Genomic DNA, 21,566 nt, shown 5'->3' on the forward strand with positions numbered 1-21,566 from the left:
TCCCATGACGTCCCAGGCCCCCGTCCTCGACACCCACCCGCCGGTTGCCCCTCCCGCCTCGCCGGCACCCGCCCTGGCCCCCCAACTTCGCCTGGCGACGTCCTTCGACGGGATCCTGCCCCGGCGCGATGAATGGGATGCCGCCGTCACAACCCTCGGCGGCACCATCTACCTCACCTTCGACTGGCTCCAGACGTGGTGGGAACACTACGGCCGGGGCGCCCGCCTCCGCCTCTTCCTCTTCGAAGAGGCGGATCGGATCGTCGGAATCCTCCCGCTGTACCTCGAGACGTTTGGGTCCGGCCCCCTCCGTACCGTGGTGGCCCGCCTTGTCGGCGCCAACATCCCCCCGAAAGCCTTCAATCCCCCCATCCGTCCCGATCTCGCAGGGGCCATGCTCGGACAAGTGATCGCCCACTTGTTCGACAAGGAGGATTGCGACCTCCTCTCCCTCGGGGGCGTGACCTCGGACTGGATCCAACCCGGGGCCGTGGAAGCCGCCGCCGCCGCCACCCGTGCGGTCGCACACCCCCCCGTGTTCCACACGCGCGACGTCTCCACCCGCTTCCGCCTTCCGTCCACCTTCGACGAGTACCTCGCATCCCTCGGCTCCTCGGAACGGAAAAACCGGCTCAAACGCCTCCGCAGTCTCGACCGCAACTACCGCGTCGAGCGCGACATCGTTGCCGCTCCGGACCGCGTGGAGGCGGAGTTCGACACCTTCGCCGCCCTCCATGCAGACCAGTGGCGGCAGGTCGGCAAAGGCGGCCATTTCGAGGCCTGGCCCGGCGCCCTCGCCTACAATCGCGACCTCGTCCGCCGTCAGGCCCGCCACGGTCGCGTCCAGTTCTTCCGCCTGCTCCTCGATGGCCGGATCGTGGCCAGCCGGTACACCTTCCGTCTCGGTAATACCCTCTATTCCGAACTCCCCGCCCGCGCCGTCGGTGACCCTTGGGACGGCCTCGGAATTGGCGCCATCTCCCTCATCCGGTTCACCGAGCAGGCCATCGAGGCCGGGATCCGCGAAATCGACAGCGGTCTCGGCTCCTACACGCACAAAACCCAGCTCGGCGGCGACCAGGTCCCGGTGGGAGTCTGGCGCGTGACCTCTCGCCGCCCCGCGTCGCGCCTCAAGGTCCGTGCCTTTCATGCCGTCGGCGCCGCCTCCCGCCTGCTCCTCCACAAGCTCTGGTATCGCCGCCTCCTGCCCCGCCTTCCCGCTTGGGTGGGCCGCTCCCAATCCCTATCCTGCCTGCGCTTCGACGCATGATGTGCCATTCGTACCCCTCCCTCCTTCTCCTCGCCTTCTGCCTCGCCTTCGGAGCCGCGGCGCCGGCGGCGACCTACTACGTCGCCCCCCATGGCAATGATGACAACCCGGGCTCCCTCGACCTCCCATGGCGCACCATCCAGTTCGCCACCAATGTCCTGGCCGCCGGCGATACCGTCCGTGTCCAGCCGGGCACCTACGATGAACGCATCCAGTCCGGTCGCGGCGGCTCCAACGAAACCAGCCGCATCACCTTCCTCGCCGACGGTCGCGTCGTCGTCCGCGGCTGGCGCATCGTCAGCCCCTTCATTTCCGTCCGCGGCTTCGAGGTGACCGGCCACTCCGCCTCCGATGTGTACGCCGGCCACGTCGAGGTCACCGCCAATGGCGATCATTTCGAGTTCCTCGACAACACCGTTCGCGACGGTATCTACCAGGTTGTCTCCGATGCCGTGTTCTCCACCAGCTCCGAAGGCCTCGGAACCCTGTCCTCCGCCACGGGCGGCTTCCTCGCATCCCGCTTCCAACCCGGGCAGTTCATCTGGATCGGCCGAGCCTCCCCCAACCCGATCCTCAACGGCGGCAACCACCGTATCGCCTCGCTCGACAATCACACCCTCGTCGTCACCAACGCCTTCGCCGCCGAAACCGCCCCGCCCGTGTACGTGTCCGGCGCCATGAACTACGGCCTGGTCCTTCGTACCGGCTCGGAAAACGCCGTCATCCGCGGCAATACCTTCGACAACCTCAGCTTCGATGCCTGGTTCATCCAGGGCTCCGGCCACCTCCTCGAAACCAACGTCATCACCCGCTCCCAAGGCTGGGATGCCATCCATTTCATGGGCTCCGACCACGTCTTCCGCGGCAACTACATCTCCGCCCCCGACCTGGTCGTCTTCCAAAACTCCCCCGATGCCTTCGAAAACTGGCCCACCACCCGCTACGAACGCATCCTCTTCACCGGGAACTTCGTCAACGGCTTCGCCGGCGTCCTGGGCGCCCAGAAAATGAGCTCCATCACCGACATGGGCCCCCTCACCATCAGCCATAACATCTTCGTGGACGTCAACCGCTTCAGCATCCGCTTCGCCAATACCACCGTCCGCAACAACGTCTTCCTCAACGTCGGCCCCAACGGCAACGCCGTCACCGCCACCTCCCAGCACGCCCTCACCTTCAGCGGCATCTTCGCCACCAACGCCGTCGTCGAAAACAATGTCTTCGTCGGCTGCGGTGCCAGCCGCACCCCGGACACCCATGGCTGGTACGAAGTAACTGGCGGCGCCACCGCCAGCTCCCTCGGCCCCAACTTCGTCGCCGGCCCCGCCCCCGAGTTCGCTCCCAAATCCGGTTTCCTCGAAGGCGTCCCCCTCCTCAACGGCGGCGATCCCGGCTTCGTCAATGTCCTCGATCCCCTCGGCCCCGACGGTATCCCCTTCACCGCCGATGACGGCCTGCGCCTCCGCCCCGACTCGAAACTCTTCGGCGCCGGTGCCGGCGGCCTCAGCTTCGGTGCCTACCTCGACGCCTCCACACCCCCCCAGCTCGCCATCGCTCCCGCCCCCGATGACGCCATCCTCGTCTCCTGGCCCGCTCCGGGCACGGGCTATTCCCTGCAGCGATTCGATCCAGAAGCAGGCTCCTGGTCCCACGTGGACCACACGCCCCAACTCCTCGACGAGCGCCTCTCGATACGACTGCCCATCGAGAAACCGATGGAACTCTTCCGCCTCGTGAAGTAGTACCTCCCGCCCGGGAGAATCATCGGTCCTCCGGCCAGTCCCCGGCTCCCGCCCACGTGACGGTCATCCTCCGTGCTCCGCCCCCCGCTTCCATCATTCCCTCCACTCACCGATCCCCTCCCTCCATGGACTTCTCCTGGTCTCCCGAACAACGCGAACTGCTCGATGCCGTCCAGCGCTTCGCCGCCCAGCACCTCCCCAGCGACCTCATCGCCGATGACCGCCATGACCGCTTCAACCAGGAGGGCTGGAAGAAGTGCGGCGAGTTCGGCATCCAGGGCCTCCCCGTACCCCCCGAGTACGGCGGCCTCGGCGCCGATCCCCTCACCACCGTCGGCGCCCTCGAACGTCTCGGCTACGCCTGCAAGGACAATGGCCTCGTCTTCTCCATCAATGCCCACCTCTGGACCGTCGTCATGCCCCTGGTGACCACCGGCACCGAAGACCAGAAACGCCGCTACCTCCCCGGCCTCTCCAACGGTTCCCTCATCGGCGCCAATGCCATGAGCGAACCCAATTCGGGTTCCGATGCCTTCAGCCTCGGTACCACCGCCCGACGCGACGGCCCAAACTACATCCTCAACGGTGGCAAAATCTGGGTCACCAATGGCCCCGTCGCCGATCTCTTCGCCGTCTATGCCACCCTCGACAAATCCCGCGGCGCCCAAGGCGTCACCGGATTCCTCGTCGAAAAGGGCACCCCAGGCATGGAAATCGGTCGCCGCATCGAAAAAATGGGCCTCCGTACCTCCCCCATGTCCGAGGTCTTCTTCCAGGACTGCCCCGTCCCCGCCGAAAACCGCCTCGGCGACGAGTTCGGAGGCGCCCACCTCTTCACCCGCTCCATGACCTGGGAACGCGGCTGCATCCTCGCCAATGCCGTCGGCTCCATGCAGCGCCTCCTCGAACTCTCCATCCGCCACGCCCGCACCCGGAAGCAATCCGGTCAGCCCATCGGCAAATTCCAGCATGTCTCCGGCCGCATCGTGGACATGAAACTCCGCCTCGAAACCGCCCGCCACCTCCTCTACCACGGCGCCTGGGTCCGCTCCCAGGGCAAGGCCGGCTTCCTCGAGGCCGCCCTCGCCAAACTCCACATCTCCGACTGCTGGGTGAAATCCTGCGAGGACGCCATCCAGATCCACGGCGGCTATGGCTATACCGTCGAGGCCGAAATCGAACGCGAACTCCGCGACGCCATCGGCAGCCGCCTCTACTCCGGCACCAGCGAAATCCAGAAGAACCTCGTCGCCTCCCTCCTCGGCCTCTGATGTTCCAACCCCACCCCCATCCCTCCGGAGGGCCGAGCTCCGCGAGGCCGCCCGCCCCCTGATCCCTCACCCCCCTCCCCTTCCCCATGAAGATCCTCGTCCCCTTCAAACGCGTCCCCGACCCCGCCAGCGCCGGCGCCGCCCAATGGATCGTCAATTACTTCGACGAAATCGCCGTCGAGGAGGCCCTCCGCATCCGCGAACGCGCCGAGGCCACCGAAATCGCTGCCGTCACCATCGCCCCCGCCGCCGCCGAGGAACAACTCCGCACCGTCCTCGCCATGGGCGTGGATCGCGCCCTCCGCATCGATGATTCCCGCGACCTCGACCCCTCCACCGTCGCCCACCTCCTCGCCGCCGTCGTCCGCCGCGAACAACCCGACCTCGTCCTCATGGGCAAACAGGCCGTCGATGACGACGCCAGCCAGGTCGGCCCCATGCTCGCCGCCCATCTCGGCTGGCCCCAGGCAACCTTCGCTTCGAAGATCGAATTCCCCCCCGCCGCCGGCGAAGCGGTCTGCACCCGCGAAACCGACCGCGGCCTCGAAGTCATCGCCGTCCGCCTGCCCGCCGTCGTCACCACCGACCTCCGCCTCAACGAACCCCGCTACGTCTCCCTCCCAGGCCTCATGAAGGCCCGCCGCCGCCCGATCGATACCCTCGCCCTCGCGGACCTCGGCGTCGCCGCCGAACCCCGCACCACCGTACTCGATGTCCGCCCCACCGCCCGCCGCTCCGCCGGCATCCGCCTCGAATCCGTCGAGGACCTCCTCCAACGCCTCCGCGACCACGACCGCGTCCTTGATGCCTGATCCCCTCCCCCGCCGCCCCATGACCCGAAGCCTCATCCTCATCGAACACGACGGACGCCAGCCCCGCGCCGCCTCCCTGCACGCGGTCTCCCTCGCCCGCGCCCTCGGCGGCGAATACGCCTTGCTGGTCCTCGGTTCCCAGATCACCGACGTCGCCGCCGCCCTGCGTTCCTATGGCGCCTCGCGGATTCTCACCGCCGATCACCCCGCCCTCCAGGAACCCCTCGCCGATCGGTACGCCGCCGTGGTCGCCCAGGCCGCTTCCTCCTGGACCACCACCCACCTGCTCGGCACCACCTCCACCTTCTCCAAGGATGTCCTCCCCCGCGTCGCCGCCCTCCTCGACGCCCCCATGCTCACCGACGTCATGGCCTTCGAATCCCGCGACGACGGCCCGGTGTTCCATCGCCCCCTCAGCGCCGGCAGCCAGCGCGCCACCGTCCGCGTGACCGGGGACCGCCTCGTCCTCACCGCCCGCGGCACCGCCTTCCCAATCCCAACCCCCGATCCCTCCGCCTCTCCCTCCCCCGTCGAACCCCTCCCGGTCGATGCCGGTTCCCTTCCCTCCGGCACCCGGTTCGTCTCCCGCTCCCAACCCGCCTCCGGCCGCCCCGACCTCACCGAGGCCCGCGTCGTTGTCAGCGGCGGTCGGCCCCTCGGTGATGCCGCCGCCTTCGATCGCTTGATCGGCGGCCTCGCCGACGCCCTTGGCGGCGCGGTCGGTGCCACCCGCGGTGCCGTGGACGGCGGCATGGCCCCGAACGACTGGCAGGTCGGACAGACGGGCAAGGTCGTCGCCCCCGAACTCTATTTCGCCATCGGCATCTCCGGCGCCATCCAGCACGTCGCCGGCATGCAGGACTCCCGCGTCATCGTCGCCATCAACCGCGATCCCGAAGCCCCCATCTTCCAGGTGGCCACCTACGGCCTGGTCGGCGACCTCCACCAGATCGTTCCCGACCTGCTCGCCCGCCTCGGCCCCCGTTAGTCGCCCGCAGGCGGCCTCCCCCATTCAGATCGGTTCCCGTCGAGCCCCCAAACCCGCCCCATGGATGCCTTCCTCGCCAACGCCGTACCGACCCGCGAGGTCTTCGGCAACATCTCGCCGTGGATGCGCCTCGCATTCTACGCCCTGATGCTGGCCAGCATGGGCTTCCTTGCCTGGCGCGTCGCCTGGCGGGCCCGGCTGTGGTGGCAGGGACGCCCGGGCGGCTTCGAACGCGACTGGCGCGTCTGGATCCGCCGCCTCGCCGTCTATGCCGCCGCCCAGAAACGCGTCCATCGCAAATCCCTCGGGGCCGTCCTCCATATCCTCCTCTTCAGCGGCTTCGTCGTCCTCACCATCGGCACCACCCTCCTCGCCATCGCCGATCAGGGCCCGGTCAACTTCCACCAGGGCACCTACTACCTGCTCTACGAGCTGACCATGGACGTCTTCGGCGTGGCGCTCTGCGTCGGCTGTCTCCTCGCCCTCTACCGTCGCTGGGCCATCCGCCCCGCCAGTCTCGGCCACCAGCGCAGCGATTGGCTCGTCCTCGCCATCCTCCTTGCCCTCGGCATCACCGGCTTCCTCCTCGAGGCCCTCCGTCTCCGCTACACCGAAGTCGAACCCGCCATCGCCCGCTGGTCCGTCATCGGCCATCTCATCGATCTCACCCTCCTCCGCGGCCTCGACCTCGAAACCTCCCGCACCTGGCACCTCTGGATGTGGTGGATCCATACCTTGCTCGTCGCCGGCCTCTTCGTCGCCTGGCCCGTCACCCGCTTCCTCCACGTCCTCACCGGCCCCCTCAACCTCGCCCTCCGGCCCGAACGCCATCCCGGCGCCCTCGCCCCCATCTCCATCGAGGAGGTCGAGGCCAGCGGCCAGACCGGCGTCGCCCAGATCACCGATTTCAACCGCCAGCAACTCCTCAGCCTCGATGCCTGCATGGAATGCGGCCGCTGCGAGGATGCCTGCCCCGCCTGGGCCACCGGAAAACCCCTCTCCCCCAAGGCCGTCGTCGTGGATCTTCGCGCCGCCATGGCCGCCCCCAACGCCAGCCCGCTCCATGGCGGCGTCATCCGCCCCGATACCCTCTGGGCCTGCACCATGTGCCAGGCCTGCGTCCACGAATGCCCCGTCCTCATCGGCCACGTCGATCTGATCGGCGACCTCCGCCGCAACCTCGTCGGTGAAGGCCAGATCGCCGGGCCCCCGGCCAAAGCCCTCTCGGTCACCTGGCGCCAGTTCAATCCCTACGGCCGCCCCGAGTCCGATCGCATGGCCTGGGCCGCCGGCCTCTCCGTCCCCACCGTCGAATCCCACCCCAACGCCGACTACCTCCTCTGGATCGGCTGCGCCGCCGCCTTCGATCCCCGTTCCCAGAAAGTCGCCCGCGCCCTCGTCCAGCTCCTCCAGCGGGCCGGTGTCTCGTTCGCCGTCCTCGGCAAACAGGAACGCTGCACCGGGGATTCAGCCCGGCGCCTCGGCGACGAATTCCTCTTCCAGTTCCTCGCCCGCGGGAATGTCGAAACCCTGAACCGCCATCAGGTGAAGAAAATCATCACCTCCTGCCCCCACTGCCTCAATACGCTCAAGAACGAATACCCCCAGTTCGAGGGCACCTACCACGTCCACCACCATTCCCAGCTCCTCGCCGAACTGCTCCAGTCCGGACGCCTCTCCCCGGGCGACACCCCATCCTCCGACCCCGTCACCCTCCACGACCCCTGCTACCTCGCCCGCGTCAACGGCGAAACCGAAGCCCAGCGGACCGTCCTCCAAGCCCCCTCCCAGCCGCTCCGGGAAATGCCCCGCTGCGGCTCCAAAACCTTCTGCTGCGGCGCCGGCGGCGGACGCATGTGGTTCGATGACCCCCCCGCCCAGCGCGTCTCCACCCTCCGCGCCGCCGAGGCCGCCGCCACCGGCGCCAAAACCCTCGCCACCGCCTGCCCCTTCTGCCTCAACATGATGTCCGACGCCGTCGCCCGCGGCGGCCCCGCCGAAGGCATGGCCGTCCTCGATATCGCCGAAATCCTTCTCCAACGTCAGCCGCCCTCCCATGGACTGCCTCCTCTCCCACCTGCTCACCCGTAGCGCCGCCCGTCATCCCGATCGCGATGCCGTCCGCATCGACGGCCAGGGCCTCACCTACTCCGAACTCGACCGCCTCACCAACCGCGTCGCCCGCGCCCTCCGCGACCGCGGCATCCAGCGCGGCGACCGCGTCGGCATCTACGTCCACAAATCCTTCGCCTCCGTCATCTCGGTCTTCGGCATCCTCAAGGCCGGAGCCGTCTATGTCCCCCTCGACCCCAACGCCCCCGCCCGCCGCCTCGCCTACATCGCCCGCGACTGCGGCCTCAAAGCCCTCCTCACCGCCCCTTCCAAACTCGCCGCCCTCCCCGACCTCGCCGCCGAAGGTGCCCCCACCCGGCTCGCCCTCCTCACCAGCCCGTCCGACCCCGCCGCCACAGTTGCCCCGCCCGACTGGGACGTCGTGTCCTGGGAGTCGCTCCAGTCCCTCGATGACGCGGCGGTCGAGGAGTACCCGGCCATCGAAACCGATCTCGCCTACATCCTCTACACCTCGGGTTCCACCGGCGCCCCCAAGGGCGTCATGATCTCCCACCGCACGATCTTCACGTTCCTCAATTGGTGCCAGACGACCTTCGCCATGACCCACGAGGACCGGGTCACCAGCCAGGCCCCCCTCCACTTCGACCTCTCCACCTTCGACCTCTACGCCACCCTCCAGGCCGGCGGCACCATCATCCTCGTCGGCGAACACCTCGCCGCCCTGCCGGTCAAACTGGTCGCCCTCCTCCAGGACGAACGGGTCACCATCACCTACCTCGTCCCCTCCATCCTCTCCCTCATGCTCAACTACGGCAGCATGGCCAAACACGACCTCTCCCGTCTCCGCTGCGTCCTCTTCGCCGGCGAGGTCTTCCCCATGAAGTACCTCCGCCGCCTCGTCCAGACCCTCCCCCACGCCGCCTTCTACAACCTCTACGGCCCCACCGAAACCAACGTCTGCACCTACTACCGCGTCGCCCCCGACGACGTCGCCCCCGAACGCGGCGATGCCCCCGTCCCCATCGGGCGCGCCTGCGAAAATGTCGAGGTCTTCGCCCTCGATGACCACGGACACCGCATCGTCGAGCCCGGCATCGAAGGCGAACTCTGGGCCCGCGGCTCCTGCGTCGCCCAAGGCTACTGGGGCGACCCCGAAAAGACCGCCCGCTCCTTCGTCCAGAGCCCCCTCCAATCCCTCTACCCCGACCCCGCCTACCGCACCGGCGATATCGTCACCCTCGCCCCCGACCGCCAGAACTGGCTCTACGTCGGACGCCGCGATCACATGGTCAAGTGCCGCGGCTACCGCATCGAACTCGGCGAAATCGAAACCGCCCTCTACCGCCATGACCAGGTCAAGGAGGCCGCCGTCATCGCCATCCCCGACGACCTCCTCGGCAACCGACTCCGCGCCTACGTGGTCCTCGCCGACGGCTCCACCCTCACCGGCAGGGAACTCGAATCCTTCTGTTCCACCCACGTGCCGAAATACATGGTCCCCGAACGCATCGAGATCTGTGCCCAGCTCCCCAAGACCTCCACCGGCAAGGTGGATCGCACCGCCCTCAACGCCGTCGCCACCCAACGGCCTGCCGTTCCTCCAACCCGCCCCTGATCCCGGGGGGAATCGCGAATGACGAATCGAGCATCCCGAATCGTATCTCCCCCCGTGCATCCCGATTCCCGTAAACGTCCCTTCCCATGAACATCCAAAGCGAAATCGAACAGTTCATCGTCCATGAGATCCTGACCGACGGACGCCCGTCCCTCGACCCCCAGGAACCCCTCATGACCAACGGCACCCTCGACTCCCTCGGCACCCTGCGCCTCATCACTTTCCTCGAGGAACGCTTCGGTGTCCGCATCGGCGATGGCGAACTCGGCGAGGACAACTTCGGCAACCTCGAAAACATCGCCCGCTTCGTCGCCTCCAAACAGTCCCAGTAACCCGCCCCGCCGCCAGCCACCCTCTCCCCGGAGGAACCTCTTCCCGGAGGGACGAGCTCCGCGAGTCCACCCACCACTGCCCCCTCGTCCTTCTCCATTCAATCCACCCCGCCGCCGACCCCCTCTTCCCGGAGGGACGAGCTCCGCGAGTCCACCCACCACTGCCCCCTCATCCCTCTCCAATCCACCCACCCCGCCGCCGGTCCCCTGTTCCCGGAGGGACGAGCCCCGCGAGTCCGCCCAGCACTGCCCCTCATCCTTCACCCATGCCTCCCGATCCCCTCCCCACCGAAGGTCATCGCTCCGCCCTCTGCGCCCGTCTCGTCCCCGCCCTCTACGGGATGACCCGCAACGGCATCGTCCGCTCCTCCCTTAGAAGCCTCGTCCTTCGCGCCGAGCGCGGCGGCGCCTTCTCCCGGACCATCCGCGACCTCTTCCGCACCTTCCACGGCGTGGACGTCGGCCTCTACACCGTCGGCCCCTGCCACGTCCCTCCCGGCAATCTTCTCCCCGGCACGACCGTCGGCCGCTACTGCTCGATCTATTACACGGTTCGCGCCCTGTCCCACGATCGCCCTTGGAACTCCCGACTCCTCCACGACCTCTACGGCGACGAAGCCCTCGACGACTCCCCCGCCGCTCCCGGCGCCGGCACCCCCGCCGGTCTCCGCATCGGCAACGACGTCTTCATGGGGCACAACGTCATCATCCTCCCCTCCGTTCGCGAAGTGGGTGACGGCGCCGTCATCGGTGCCGGCTCCGTCGTCCAGTCCTGCGTCCCTCCCTACGCCATCGTCACCGGCAACCCCGCCCGCGTGGTCAAGTTCCGCTTCTCCAAACCCAGGATCGCGGAACTCCTGGAATCGAAATGGTGGAACAAAAGCCTCGCCGAACTCGGTCGCTCCATCGACGAGTTCCGCGTCCCCCTCGAAGGCGGCCCGCTCCGCTGAGGCCCCGCGCTTGCCCCTTCCCGCCTCCCGCCTCCCTCCCAGCCCCTGCCCCCCTCCCCGTGAACGAAGGAAGGAAAACCCCCGTCTTCTCCAGCCTCGCCCTCCGGCTCTACCCGCGCCTGGGCGTCGAATCCATCCGCGGCGCCCTGCGCCAACTCGCTCTCACCCTCGAGGGTGGCCCCGCCCGTTCCCTCACCCTCCGCGAAATCTTCCGCCGCTTTCATCGCGTCGAGGTCGGCCTCCACACGGCCGGCCCCTGCCGCCTCCACCCCAAGGTCTTTCACGTCGGTACCGCCTTCGGCCGCTACGTCTCCGTCGCCTCAACCGTCCGCACCTTCACCCGCAACCACACCATCTACACCAAGTCCACCAGCGGCTTCTTTGACAACCCCGCCGCCGGCATCGTCAAGTCGGACCTCGTGTCGTGGGGCCGCCTCGTCATCGGCCACGGCGCCTGGCTCGGTCACCAGGCCATCCTCCTCCCCCCCGCCGAACGGATCGGCGAAGGCGCCATCGTCACCGCCGGCTCCGTCGTCTATACCAACGTCCCCCCTTACGCCATCGTCAGCGGTTTCCCCGCCCGCGTGATCGGTTACCGCTACCCGAAACCCGTCATCGAGGAACTCCTCGCCTCCCGCTGGTGGGAACTTTCCCCCTCCAGACTCGCCGCCCAGGCCGATCGCTTCCGTACCCTGCTCAGCACCCAACCCGACGCGCCAGCCCACCCGATCCCCGCACCCCCTTCCCATCCCTCCTCCCCATGATCAACGACGCCCACAACACCGCCGCGGCCATCTATTACAACCGCGACCGCCCCTCCATCGTCGCCCTCATCAAACCCGGCCCCCATGTCATCCTCGACCTCGGATGCGGCTCCGGGGCCGTCGGACGCAAACTCATGGAGACCGGCAAGGCCTCCGAAATGATCGGCGTCGAGATCTTCCCGACCGCCGCCGAAGAAGCCTCCCGGCATTACGCCAGGGTCCATTGCGGCGACATCGAGGAAATGTCCCTCCCCTACGGACAGCACTTCGACTACGTCCTCTGCGGCGACATCCTCGAACACCTCAAGAACCCCTACTCCGTCGTCGCCCGCATCCCCGGCTGGCTCAAGCACGACGGCCGCTTCATCTGCAGCGTCCCCAACGTCCGCCATTGGCGCGTCCTCCGCGATGTCATCGTTCGCGGCGAGTGGGAATACCGCGAGGCGGGCATCATGGACCGCACCCATCTCCGCTTCTTCACCCGCCGCTCCTGCTACCGCATGCTGGAGGAGGCCGGCTTCACCGTGGAACGGCACCGCATGCTCATCACCGGACGCCGCTACATCGCCCTCAACGCCGTGACCTTCGGACTCTTCCAGGAGTTCTTCGGCTCCCAGATCGTCGCCCTCGCCGCCAGGCGCGCACCTGCCCCTTCCCCTCAACTCCCGGCCCCCACCCCCGACCAGCCGTCTCCCTCAAACGCACCGGAATCCCCGTCCCAACCGGAATCGAAAAGTTCCGCCGGATGACCCCGCCCGTCCGCCTTCCCTGAAGCCGACCCGTCCCGCCCTCGGACACCCGATTCCGCAACGCCTCTCCCACACCTGACCTTCCCCCCATGGGAATCAAACGCTCGGCCCTGAAAGGCTCCGCCGTCGTCGCCCTCGGCGAAGGCCTCGGCTTCGCCGCGTCCTTCATCCGCAACATGATCCTCGCCCGGGCCCTCCCCAAGGCGGACTTCGGGATCGCGGCGACGTTCGCCATGGTGATCACCCTCCTCGAGGTCTCCGCCAAAATGGGCATCGCCCGTTTCCTCGTCCGGGACAAGGAGGGCAACGAACCCGAATTCCTCGCCGCCGCCCACTTCCTTCATGGCGTCGCCGCCCTCGCCAGTTGCGCCCTCATCGCCGCCCTCGCATGGCCCATCGCCCACCTCTTCGGCATCCGCGAGCACGCCACCGCCCTCCTGGCCCTCGCCCTCATCCCCCTCCTCCACGGCTTCGGGCACCTCGATGTCCGCCGCTTCGAACGGACCATGCGCTTCGGACCCGCCACCTGGATCGAAGCCGGCCCCCAACTGGTCATCACCGCTCTCGCCTGGCCCGTCGCCGTCTGGCTCGGCGATTACCGTTCCGTCCTTCTTCTCCTCGTCCTCAAGGCCCTCCTTAGCTGGACCGGGTCCTTCCTCTTCGCCGAACGCCCCTACCGCTGGCTGTTCCACCGCGAATACGTCACCCGCATGCTCCGCTTCGGCTGGCCCCTCATCCTCAACGGCTTCCTCATGTTCGCCGTCATGCGTGGCGACCAGTTCGTCGTCGCCACCTTCTATCCCATGGAGGAACTCGCCGCCTTCGCCGCCGCCGCCTCGCTCGCCCTCGCCCCCATCCTCCTCTTCAGCCGCGTCTTCGCCTCGGTCATGCTTCCCGTCCTCGCCAAGGCCCAGGATGACCCCGCCGTCTTCGAACGCCGGTACCGCCTCATCCTCGCCTTCATGAGCGCCTTCTCCGCCGCCTACGCCATGGGCCTCATCGTCGCCGCCGAACCCCTGATGCAGTTCGCCTTCGGCTCCAAATACGCCGGCGCCGGACTCCTCCTCGCCTGGCTCGCCGCCGCCAATGCCCTCCGCAACGTCCGCCGCGCCACGGCCATCGCTGCCATCGCCAAGGGCGACTCCGTCAACGAACTCTATTCCAATCTCTCCGGCGGCGTCGCCCTCCTCCCCGCCCTCGCCATCGGTTTCCTTCGCGACCCCGTCTGGATGATCGCCGCTGTCGGGCTCCTCGGCGAATTCGTCGCCTGCTGGGTCGCCTTCCGCCGCCTCTCCCGCCGCGACGGCGTCCCCCTCGCCACCTCCCTTGTCCCGTCGGGTCTCGTCCTCCTCATCATTGCCGCCGCTGGCGCCCTTCACCTTGCCCTCGAACACCAACCCTGGCCCATGCCCGTCATGCTCCTCCTCGGCATCGCCGCCGCCCTGACCGGTTCCGTCGCCGTCCTCCTGATCCTTCCCGCCTCCCGCCAGCAGATCCTCCTCGCCTGGCGCCGGGGACGCGCCCGCGGCTGGAAATCCCTCCTCTTCCCCCCAAAGCCCGCCGCCCCGTGACGCCATCGCGCACGAGCACGATCCCAACACTCAACCACCCCTTTTCCCCACCATCACCGTACTCGTACTCGTCCTCGAACCCACAGGCGCACCCCTTCCAGCACCCTCGATGGGGTCCCAGAAACCCGCAGGGTTTCCAGAGATTAGCCGGGGGTCGAGCCCGGCTCCGCGGGTTCGACCCCCGGTCAGAAGTCCCACCTTGCTCACGACCCCGCCAGGGGTCGCAGATCCCGTCCCTCGAACCCACAGGCGCACCCTTTCGAGCGTCCCCTTTGGGCCCGGCGCATTCCCTGGTTATCGGTTAGAAACCAGCGAATCGGAGGGACGAGCTCCGCGAGTCCTCAACCCCTTGCTCCCCCCTCAATCCTCGTACTCAGCCCGTAGGGCGGTACTCGTCCTCGACACCCCAAAGCACCCACCTCCTTCCCGCTCATTCAAATCGCCATCGAGTACGAGTACGAGTACGAGTACGATACCCCCAACCCCCCAGGAAAAATGCGCCCCCTCCCCACTCTCGCGATTCTCTTCCTCAGCGCCCTCACTGCACCCGCCGCGCTCCCCCACGGCCCCGCCCCCACCACCCCCCAACGCTCCGTCTCCCAGCACGGCATCACCTGGACCTTCGATCGCGATGTTCCCGTCGGACGCTTCATCAACGGCGACTTCTACGTCGTTGGCCCCGTCACCGTCGTTGCCCTCGACCCCAGGACCCTCGTCGGCCCCGAGGTCCCCGAATCCGAACTCGGCACCCGCGAGAAAGCCCGCGTCCGAAATGCCACCTGGGTCCGGAACGGCTCGATGCGCAATCCTCCTGCCCGACCCGAAGTCGCCTACGACAGCGGTGTCCGGAACTATTTCAAACCCGACCTCCTCGCCGTCCCTCCCATCCGTCTCCAGCCCGGCGATCGCCTCGTCTCCACCATCAGCTTCAAGGTCGGTGAAGAACCCAACTTCCCCTACCACGGCGGTCGCGGCTCCCGCGAACACCACGACAACAGCCCCATCCGCGTCGCCGCCGTCCTCACCTGCCTCGCCCAAGCCCAGCCTGCCGACGCCTTCCGCCCCTCCTACGGCGACTCAGAAGCGAGGATCTATCTCGGCCGCAACCTGCGCCGCGACCTTCTTCCACGCCTGCCGCCCCCGCCGGAAACCCCCGACCTCGATGTCTGGCTCCGGGTCTTCGAGCGCCCCTGGATCAACACCTGCTTCTTTGGCTTCGATCAACCCATGGAGAACATGCCGCACTACGGCCAATGGGTCGGGCAGGCCCAGTCCATGGGTGGCCTCCTCCTCATGCTCGATCTCGACCCCGCGAAAAAGGAGCAGCTCATGATCCGCATGGTCCAGGTCGGCATCGATTACTGGGGCCTCGTCCGCAACGGCCACCGCGGCTGGCCCGGCTGGGGAGGACACGGCAGCGGCCGGAAGTTTCCCATCGTCCTGGCCGGGCTCCTGCTCGGGGACCCCGAAATGGCCGCCCCCTCCCGCACCTTCCCCAAGGTCGAGTTCGGCGAGGATAACCAGACCCTCTACGGCGAAGGCTGGACCGGCGCCCGTGCCCTCTTCGCCGGCCACTCCGGCATCCAACGCGCCTCCGGCACCGCCGAACGCCCCCACTGGGGTCCCTACGAGCATCTTCACCCCTCCCAATGGACCGCCCAACAGCGCCAAAGCGAAGCCTATCGCCGCGCCAATACCAGCAGTTCCTGGGTCGGACAGGCCCTCACCCTCCGTCTCCTCCGCGCGGAACAAGCCTGGGATCACCCCGCCTTCTTCGACTACGTGGACCGATGGATGACCGATCCCAACGACCGCGATCACCGCCTCGAAATCATGAGGCATCACCCGGGGTTCAACCTCGATGACCGCGCCCGCCACACCCACCAGGGCAACGCCTGGGAACCCTTCGTCCGCTCCATGTGGGACCGCCACGCCTCACCTCCCCCCTACTCCCCCCGATGACCACCGTCCTGATCGCCGCTGATATCTGCCCCATCGAGGGCAACCTCCCCTTCTTCCTCCGCGCCGACGCCGACAGCCTCTTCCATGATCTCCTCCCCGAGTTCAAACAGGCCGACCTCGTCGTCGCCAACCTCGAATGCCCCCTCATCGAAGCCCCCTCCCCGATCCTCAAAACCGGCCCCACCTTCGGCGCCCCCCCCGCCTGCATCGAGGCCATCCGCGCCGGTCACATCGACACCCTCTGCCTCGCCAATAATCACATCCTCGACCACGGCGCCGCCGGCCTGAAAAGCACCCTCGAAGCCTGCGCCCGCGCCGGCATCCACACCGTCGGCGCCGGCGAAAATCGTCAGGCCGCCCGCCGCATCCTGATCCGCCAGGCAGGCTCGAAACGCATCGGCCTCCTCGCCGTCGCCGAACACGAGTTCTCCATCGCCGGACGCGACTCCTGGGGCGCCAATCCCATCGACCTCATCGACTTCGTCCGCAACGTCCGCGAGCACCGCGCCGACTTCGATTACCTCATCGTCCTCGTCCACGGCTCGGCCGAGTTCCATGCCCCCACCCCCCGCATCCGCGACACCTGCCGCTTCATGGTCGAAATGGGCGCCAACGCCGTCATCGTCCAGCACCCCCACATGCTCGGCGGACACGAACTCTACCAGGACGGCCACATTGTCTATGGCCAGGGCGCCCTCGTCATGGATGAAGCCCTCTACCGCCCCCTCAAATCCTTCCACCAGGGCGTCGTCGTCCGCCTCGCCATCCCCGACCAGGGCCCGTCCACCATGGACCTCCTCCCCTTCACCCAGTCCGACCCCGTCCCCGGCGCCCGTCGCATGCCCGGGGACCAGGCCCGCGCCTTCCTGGAAACCCTGGCCGCGCGCTCCGCCAACCTCGCCAATGATGCCCTTGTCGAAGCCCAGTGGGTCGAGTTCTGCGAAAAACGCCGCCACGGCTATATCAGCTCCTTCCTCGGCCATGGCGGCATCCTCCGACGCCTCAACCGCAAAGGCTGGCTCGAACGCTTCCTCTACGGCCCCCGCCGCCTCGCCGGCGCCCGCAACCTGGTCTCCTGCGAAACCCATCGCGAAGCCCTCCAAACCCTCTTCGACCGCCGCCTCGTCTGATCCCCCATGAAAGGCATCCTCCTCGCCGGTGGCGCCGGCTCCCGCCTCTACCCGCTCACCCTCGTCGCCAGCAAACAACTCCAGCCGGTGTACGACAAACCCATGGTGTACTACCCGCTCACCACCCTCATCGACGGCGGCATCCGCGACATCTGCCTCATCTCCACTCCCGCCGACCTCCCCCGCTTTCAGCAACTCCTCGGCAATGGCTCCCGTCTCGGCCTCTCCATCGAGTACCGCGAACAACCCCGCCCCGAAGGCATCGCCCAGGCCTTCCTCATCGCCGCCTCCTTCGTCGGCAACGACCCCGTCGCCCTCATCCTCGGCGATAACATCTTCTACGGCGGCGACACCTTCCAACGTGCCTTCGCCGAATTCCGCGACGGCGCCACGATCTTCGGGTACCACGTCCACGATCCCCAACGCTACGGCGTCGTCGAATTCGATCCCCACGGCCGCGCCATCTCCATCGAGGAAAAACCCCGTCACCCCCGCAGCAGCTACGCCGTCCCCGGCCTCTACCTCTACGACAACGAGGTGCTCGCCATCGCCCGCGCCCTCCGCCCCAGCGCCCGCGGCGAACTCGAAATCACCGACGTCAACCTCGCCTATCTCCATCGCCAACGCCTGCGCGTGCATCGCCTCGCCCGCGGCTTCGCCTGGCTCGATGCCGGCACCAGCACCAGCCTCCACGAAGCCAGCGCCTACGTGCAAACCATCGAACGCCGCACCGGCATCAAAATCGGTTGCCCCGAGGAAGCCGCCTTCCGCCGCGGCTTCCTCCCCGAACCCGCCCTCGCCTCCCTGCTCGAACACCTCCCCCTCTGCGAATACCGCACCTACCTCGAAGGCCTCCTCTCCGAGGCCCGCCGCGAACCCTCACCCGGCCACACCCAAAGCCCCTAGTCGAACCCCTCCCCAGACCCGGAAGGCCGGACTCCGGAAGCCCACCCTTCCCTCGCACCACCTTCGTCCCCCAAATTCCACCTTCGCATGCGCGTCCTCCTCATCGGCGCCAAGGGTCAAGTCGGCTGGGAACTCCAACGCAGCCTCGCCCCCTGGACCGACCTGATCGCCGTGGACTTCCCGGAAATCGACCTCGCCCGGCCCGATACCATTCGCCACTGGCTCGATCGCGCCCAACCCGGCGCCATCATCAATGCCGCCGCCTACACCGCCGTGGACCAGGCCGAATCCGACCTCGACCGCGCCACCGCCATCAATGCCATCGCCCCAGGCCTCCTCGCCGAGGAAGCCCGGCTACGCGGCGCCTGGCTGGTCCATTACTCGACCGACTACGTCTTCCCCGGCACCACCACCCGCCCGTACGCCGAATCCGACCCCGCCGGCCCGGTCAATCACTACGGCCATTCCAAACTGGCCGGGGACCTCGCCGTCCAGGCCGCCAACGGACGCCACCTGATCTTCCGGCTCTGCTGGGTGTACGGACTTCGCGGTCGCAACTTCCTCCTCACCCTGCAACGCCTCGCCCGGGAACAGGAACGCCTGCGCGTCGTCCATGACCAGTTCGGCAGCCCCACCTGGTGCCGCCCCATCGCCGACGCCACCGCCCTCGCCCTCCACACCGCCACCAACAGCCCGGACCCGGACGCCTTCTCCGGCCTCTACCACCTCGCCTGTTCCAGCCACACCTCCTGGCACGGCTTCGCCGAAGCCATCGTCGCCCGCCTCCCCGAATCCGAGCGCCGCTGCCTCGCCGTCGATCCCATCCCCTCCGCCGAATACCCCACCCCCGCCCGCCGGCCCGCCTGGTCCGTCCTCGACTGCACCAAACTCCATCGCACCTTCGGCCTCCGTCTCCCCCCCTGGGACCACACCCTCGCCCTCGCCTTGGAACGGTAATCCCCCATCGGATCGCCCGGCGGCCCAGACTCCACGAGGCCACACCTTCCCATACCCTCATGAATCTCCTCGTCACAGGCGGCGCCGGCTTCATCGGCAGCCACCTGCTCCGCCACCTGCTCCGCCAGCCTGAAATCACCCGCCTCGTCAACCTCGACTGTCTCACCTACGCCGGCCGCGCGGAAAACCTCGATGGCCTCGATCGCGATCCCCGTTACACCTTCGAACCCGTCGATCTCCGCGAAAAAACCGAAGTCCGCCGCGTCATCCTCGATCACGCCATCGACCACGTCCTGCACCTCGCCGCCGAGAGCCATGTGGACCGTTCCATCGCCGGACCCGACGCCTTCATCCACACCAACATCCTCGGCACCTATCACCTCCTCGAAGCCTGCCGCGACGCCTGGCTCTCCGCCCCCGGTCAACTGCGCCCTCGCCCCGGCCCCTCCCCCCGCTTCCACCACGTCAGCACCGACGAGGTGTACGGCAGTCTCGGTCCCGGACAGTTCTTCACCGAATCCTCCCCCTACGCCCCCAACTCCCCGTACTCCGCCAGCAAGGCCTCCAGCGATCTGCTCGTCCGAGCCTACCACCGCACCTACGGCCTCCCCTCCGTCCTCACCCACTGCTCCAATAATTACGGCCCCCGCCAGTTCCCGGAAAAACTCATCCCCGTCGTCATCCAGTCCGCCCTCGAACGACGCCCCATTCCGGTGTACGGCGACGGACAGTACGTCCGCGACTGGCTCTACGTCGCCGACCACGCCTCCGCCCTCTGGACCGTCCTCCAACACGGGCGCAATGGCGAATCCTACACCGTCGGCGGACGGAACGAATGGCCCAACCTCCGCATCGTCGAGCGCATCTGCGACCTCATCGACGAGTTCCGCCCCGACCTCGGCGGCCATTCCCGCAACCTCATCGCCTTCGTCAAGGACCGCCCCGGACACGACCGCCGCTATGCCATCGACTGCTCCAGGATCGAAAAGGAGCTTGGCTGGAAGCCGGCCCATACCTTTGATGTCGGCCTGCGCGAGACCGTCCGCTGGTACCTCGATCACCAGGACTGGGTGCGCTCCGCGCTTCAAGCATCCGCCAAGGCCTGCCGATAACTCTACGACCCGCCGCATCCCGGCCCCCACTCCCTTTCCCAAGCAACCATCCCCATGAACTCCATCGCCATCGTCGGTCTCGGCTACGTCGGCCTCCCCCTCTCCCTCCAGTTCGCCCGGGCCGGCACCAAGGTCCTCGGTCTGGATATCGACACCTCCAAGATCGCCTCCCTCAAGGCCGGACAATCCTACATCCATCACATCCCCAATACCGCCGTCTCCGAACAAATCCAGGCCGGCCGCTTCGATGCCTCCTCCGATTTCACCCGCGTCCGTGAAGTCGATGCCGTGATCATTTGCGTCCCCACCCCCCTCAACAAAAATCGCGAACCCGACATCTCCTACATCCTCAAAACCGGCGAGAAAATCGCCCTCCACCTCCGCCGCGGCCAGCTCGTCGTCCTCGAATCCACCACCTTCCCCGGCACCACCGACGAACACCTCCGCGCCATCCTCGAAAAGGGCTCCGGCCTCCGCGCCGGCACCGACTTCCACCTCGCTTTCTCCCCGGAACGCGAAGACCCCGGCAATCCCCAGTCCCGCGTCGCCGACATCCCCAAGGTCATCGGCGGCCTCACCCCGGCCTGCCTCGACAAGGCCCAGGCCCTCTACGGCAAGGCCATCCGCACCCTCGTCCCCGTCTCCTCCTGCCGCGCCGCCGAAGCCACCAAACTCCTCGAAAACATCTTCCGCAGCGTCAACATCGCCCTCGTCAACGAACTCAAGGTCGTTTACGGCGCCATGGGCATCGATATCTGGGAGGTCATCCACGCCGCCAAAACCAAACCCTTCGGCTTCATGCCCTTCTTCCCAGGTCCCGGCCTCGGCGGTCACTGCATCCCCATCGATCCCTTCTACCTGACCTGGAAAGCCCGCGAATACGGCCAGACCACACGCTTCATCGAGCTCGCCGGCGAAATCAACACCGCCATGCCCCAGCTCGTCGTCCAGCAGGTCATCAACGCCCTCAATTCCCACCGCAAAGCCCTCAACGGCTCCAAAGTCCTCGTCCTCGGCCTCGCCTACAAAGCCGACGTCGATGACGACCGCGAATCCCCCAGCTACGTCCTCATGGACGACCTCAAGAGCCGCGGCGCCGAAGTCTCCTACTTCGACCGCTACGTCCCCGTCATCAAACCCACCCGCGAACATCCCCACTGGGCCGGCACCCAGTGCGTCTCCTGGGACCGCGGCACCGTCAGCCAGTTCGACTGCGTCCTCATCAGCACCGCCCACCAGAACGTCAATTACCTCGAACTCGCCGCCTGGGCCCCCCTCATCGTCGATACCCGCAACGCCATGGCCAATGTCCCCACCGAACCCGGCCAGGTCTGGAAGGCCTGACCCACCCCCGCCCACCAC

General features: G+C 67.6%; 18 protein-coding genes. All 18 read left to right on the forward strand.

Features of this window, described 5'->3' with window-relative positions:
• Positions 1 to 4: 4 nt before the first annotated feature.
• Positions 5 to 1,270 (forward strand): GNAT family N-acetyltransferase, encoded by a 1,266-nt coding sequence (locus tag KF833_03960; GenBank protein ID MBX3744441.1) that lies wholly within the window; start codon positions 5 to 7, stop codon positions 1,268 to 1,270.
• Positions 1,267 to 3,012, forward strand: coding sequence for a right-handed parallel beta-helix repeat-containing protein (locus KF833_03965; protein MBX3744442.1), 1,746 nt, complete (start codon positions 1,267 to 1,269; stop codon positions 3,010 to 3,012). Before KF833_03960 ends, KF833_03965 begins: the two co-directional genes overlap by 4 nt.
• Before the next feature lie 125 nt (positions 3,013 to 3,137).
• The gene (locus KF833_03970; GenBank protein MBX3744443.1) at positions 3,138 to 4,283 is read left to right on the forward strand and encodes an acyl-CoA dehydrogenase family protein; all 1,146 of its coding nucleotides are present in this window, start codon (positions 3,138 to 3,140) and stop codon (positions 4,281 to 4,283) included.
• A gap of 86 nt (positions 4,284 to 4,369) precedes the next feature.
• The gene (locus KF833_03975) at positions 4,370 to 5,095 is read left to right on the forward strand and encodes an electron transfer flavoprotein subunit beta/FixA family protein (GenBank protein MBX3744444.1); all 726 of its coding nucleotides are present in this window, start codon (positions 4,370 to 4,372) and stop codon (positions 5,093 to 5,095) included.
• Positions 5,096 to 5,114: 19 nt separating this feature from the next.
• Positions 5,115 to 6,083 (forward strand): electron transfer flavoprotein subunit alpha/FixB family protein, encoded by a 969-nt coding sequence (locus tag KF833_03980; protein MBX3744445.1) that lies wholly within the window; start codon positions 5,115 to 5,117, stop codon positions 6,081 to 6,083.
• Positions 6,084 to 6,143: 60 nt separating this feature from the next.
• On the forward strand, positions 6,144 to 8,174 hold the full coding sequence (locus tag KF833_03985; GenBank protein MBX3744446.1) for a respiratory nitrate reductase subunit gamma: 2,031 nt from the start codon (positions 6,144 to 6,146) through the stop codon (positions 8,172 to 8,174).
• Positions 8,140 to 9,771: an amino acid adenylation domain-containing protein gene (locus KF833_03990; GenBank protein MBX3744447.1), complete on the forward strand. Its 1,632-nt coding sequence runs from the start codon at positions 8,140 to 8,142 to the stop codon at positions 9,769 to 9,771. The genes KF833_03985 and KF833_03990 overlap by 35 nt, the downstream gene beginning before the upstream one ends.
• A gap of 86 nt (positions 9,772 to 9,857) precedes the next feature.
• Complete coding sequence (locus KF833_03995; protein MBX3744448.1) at positions 9,858 to 10,103, forward strand: acyl carrier protein; 246 nt, start codon at positions 9,858 to 9,860, stop codon at positions 10,101 to 10,103.
• Between the two features lie 341 nt (positions 10,104 to 10,444).
• Positions 10,445 to 11,053 (forward strand): CatB-related O-acetyltransferase, encoded by a 609-nt coding sequence (locus tag KF833_04000; GenBank protein ID MBX3744449.1) that lies wholly within the window; start codon positions 10,445 to 10,447, stop codon positions 11,051 to 11,053.
• Positions 11,054 to 11,112: 59 nt separating this feature from the next.
• Positions 11,113 to 11,817 carry a CatB-related O-acetyltransferase gene (locus KF833_04005; protein MBX3744450.1) on the forward strand — a complete coding sequence of 235 codons (705 nt, stop codon included), beginning with the start codon at positions 11,113 to 11,115 and terminating at the stop codon, positions 11,815 to 11,817.
• Entirely contained in the window at positions 11,814 to 12,566 is a 753-nt protein-coding gene (locus KF833_04010) for a class I SAM-dependent methyltransferase (protein ID MBX3744451.1), read from the forward strand. Before KF833_04005 ends, KF833_04010 begins: the two co-directional genes overlap by 4 nt.
• A gap of 89 nt (positions 12,567 to 12,655) precedes the next feature.
• Complete coding sequence (locus tag KF833_04015) at positions 12,656 to 14,137, forward strand: oligosaccharide flippase family protein (GenBank protein ID MBX3744452.1); 1,482 nt, start codon at positions 12,656 to 12,658, stop codon at positions 14,135 to 14,137.
• Between the two features lie 495 nt (positions 14,138 to 14,632).
• Positions 14,633 to 16,099 carry a hypothetical protein gene (locus tag KF833_04020; protein MBX3744453.1) on the forward strand — a complete coding sequence of 489 codons (1,467 nt, stop codon included), beginning with the start codon at positions 14,633 to 14,635 and terminating at the stop codon, positions 16,097 to 16,099.
• Positions 16,096 to 17,229, forward strand: a complete 1,134-nt coding sequence (locus KF833_04025; protein MBX3744454.1) for a CapA family protein — start codon at positions 16,096 to 16,098, stop codon at positions 17,227 to 17,229. Before KF833_04020 ends, KF833_04025 begins: the two co-directional genes overlap by 4 nt.
• Positions 17,230 to 17,235: 6 nt before the next feature.
• On the forward strand, positions 17,236 to 18,135 hold the full coding sequence (rfbA, locus tag KF833_04030; GenBank protein ID MBX3744455.1) for a glucose-1-phosphate thymidylyltransferase RfbA: 900 nt from the start codon (positions 17,236 to 17,238) through the stop codon (positions 18,133 to 18,135).
• A gap of 87 nt (positions 18,136 to 18,222) precedes the next feature.
• A complete protein-coding gene (gene rfbD / locus KF833_04035) occupies positions 18,223 to 19,092 on the forward strand; it encodes a dTDP-4-dehydrorhamnose reductase (GenBank protein ID MBX3744456.1) in 870 nt (289 codons plus the stop codon).
• 59 nt (positions 19,093 to 19,151) lie between these two features.
• A complete protein-coding gene (gene rfbB / locus KF833_04040; protein ID MBX3744457.1) occupies positions 19,152 to 20,204 on the forward strand; it encodes a dTDP-glucose 4,6-dehydratase in 1,053 nt (350 codons plus the stop codon).
• Positions 20,205 to 20,258: 54 nt separating this feature from the next.
• On the forward strand, positions 20,259 to 21,548 hold the full coding sequence (locus KF833_04045) for a nucleotide sugar dehydrogenase (GenBank protein ID MBX3744458.1): 1,290 nt from the start codon (positions 20,259 to 20,261) through the stop codon (positions 21,546 to 21,548).
• The last annotated feature ends 18 nt before the right edge of the window (positions 21,549 to 21,566 follow it).

Source organism: Verrucomicrobiia bacterium, from assembly GCA_019634625.1.
GTDB lineage: Bacteria > Verrucomicrobiota > Verrucomicrobiia > Limisphaerales > CAIMTB01 > CAIMTB01.

What these genes read in the sequence shown, in the direction of transcription:
- rfbB (MBX3744457.1), top strand. Translation starts at nt 19,152, where the DNA reads ATGAATCTCCTCGTCACAGGCGGCGCCGGCTTCATCGGCAGCCACCTG.
- KF833_03995 (MBX3744448.1), top strand. Translation starts at nt 9,858, where the DNA reads ATGAACATCCAAAGCGAAATCGAACAGTTCATCGTCCATGAGATCCTG.
- KF833_03990 (MBX3744447.1), top strand. Translation starts at nt 8,140, where the DNA reads ATGGACTGCCTCCTCTCCCACCTGCTCACCCGTAGCGCCGCCCGTCAT.
- KF833_03980 (MBX3744445.1), top strand. Translation starts at nt 5,115, where the DNA reads ATGACCCGAAGCCTCATCCTCATCGAACACGACGGACGCCAGCCCCGC.
- KF833_03985 (MBX3744446.1), top strand. Translation starts at nt 6,144, where the DNA reads ATGGATGCCTTCCTCGCCAACGCCGTACCGACCCGCGAGGTCTTCGGC.
- KF833_04010 (MBX3744451.1), top strand. Translation starts at nt 11,814, where the DNA reads ATGATCAACGACGCCCACAACACCGCCGCGGCCATCTATTACAACCGC.
- KF833_03975 (MBX3744444.1), top strand. Translation starts at nt 4,370, where the DNA reads ATGAAGATCCTCGTCCCCTTCAAACGCGTCCCCGACCCCGCCAGCGCC.
- KF833_04000 (MBX3744449.1), top strand. Translation starts at nt 10,445, where the DNA reads ATGACCCGCAACGGCATCGTCCGCTCCTCCCTTAGAAGCCTCGTCCTT.
- KF833_04015 (MBX3744452.1), top strand. Translation starts at nt 12,656, where the DNA reads ATGGGAATCAAACGCTCGGCCCTGAAAGGCTCCGCCGTCGTCGCCCTC.
- rfbD (MBX3744456.1), top strand. Translation starts at nt 18,223, where the DNA reads ATGCGCGTCCTCCTCATCGGCGCCAAGGGTCAAGTCGGCTGGGAACTC.
- KF833_03965 (MBX3744442.1), top strand. Translation starts at nt 1,267, where the DNA reads ATGATGTGCCATTCGTACCCCTCCCTCCTTCTCCTCGCCTTCTGCCTC.
- rfbA (MBX3744455.1), top strand. Translation starts at nt 17,236, where the DNA reads ATGAAAGGCATCCTCCTCGCCGGTGGCGCCGGCTCCCGCCTCTACCCG.
- KF833_04045 (MBX3744458.1), top strand. Translation starts at nt 20,259, where the DNA reads ATGAACTCCATCGCCATCGTCGGTCTCGGCTACGTCGGCCTCCCCCTC.
- KF833_04020 (MBX3744453.1), top strand. Translation starts at nt 14,633, where the DNA reads ATGCGCCCCCTCCCCACTCTCGCGATTCTCTTCCTCAGCGCCCTCACT.
- KF833_03960 (MBX3744441.1), top strand. Translation starts at nt 5, where the DNA reads ATGACGTCCCAGGCCCCCGTCCTCGACACCCACCCGCCGGTTGCCCCT.
- KF833_04025 (MBX3744454.1), top strand. Translation starts at nt 16,096, where the DNA reads ATGACCACCGTCCTGATCGCCGCTGATATCTGCCCCATCGAGGGCAAC.
- KF833_03970 (MBX3744443.1), top strand. Translation starts at nt 3,138, where the DNA reads ATGGACTTCTCCTGGTCTCCCGAACAACGCGAACTGCTCGATGCCGTC.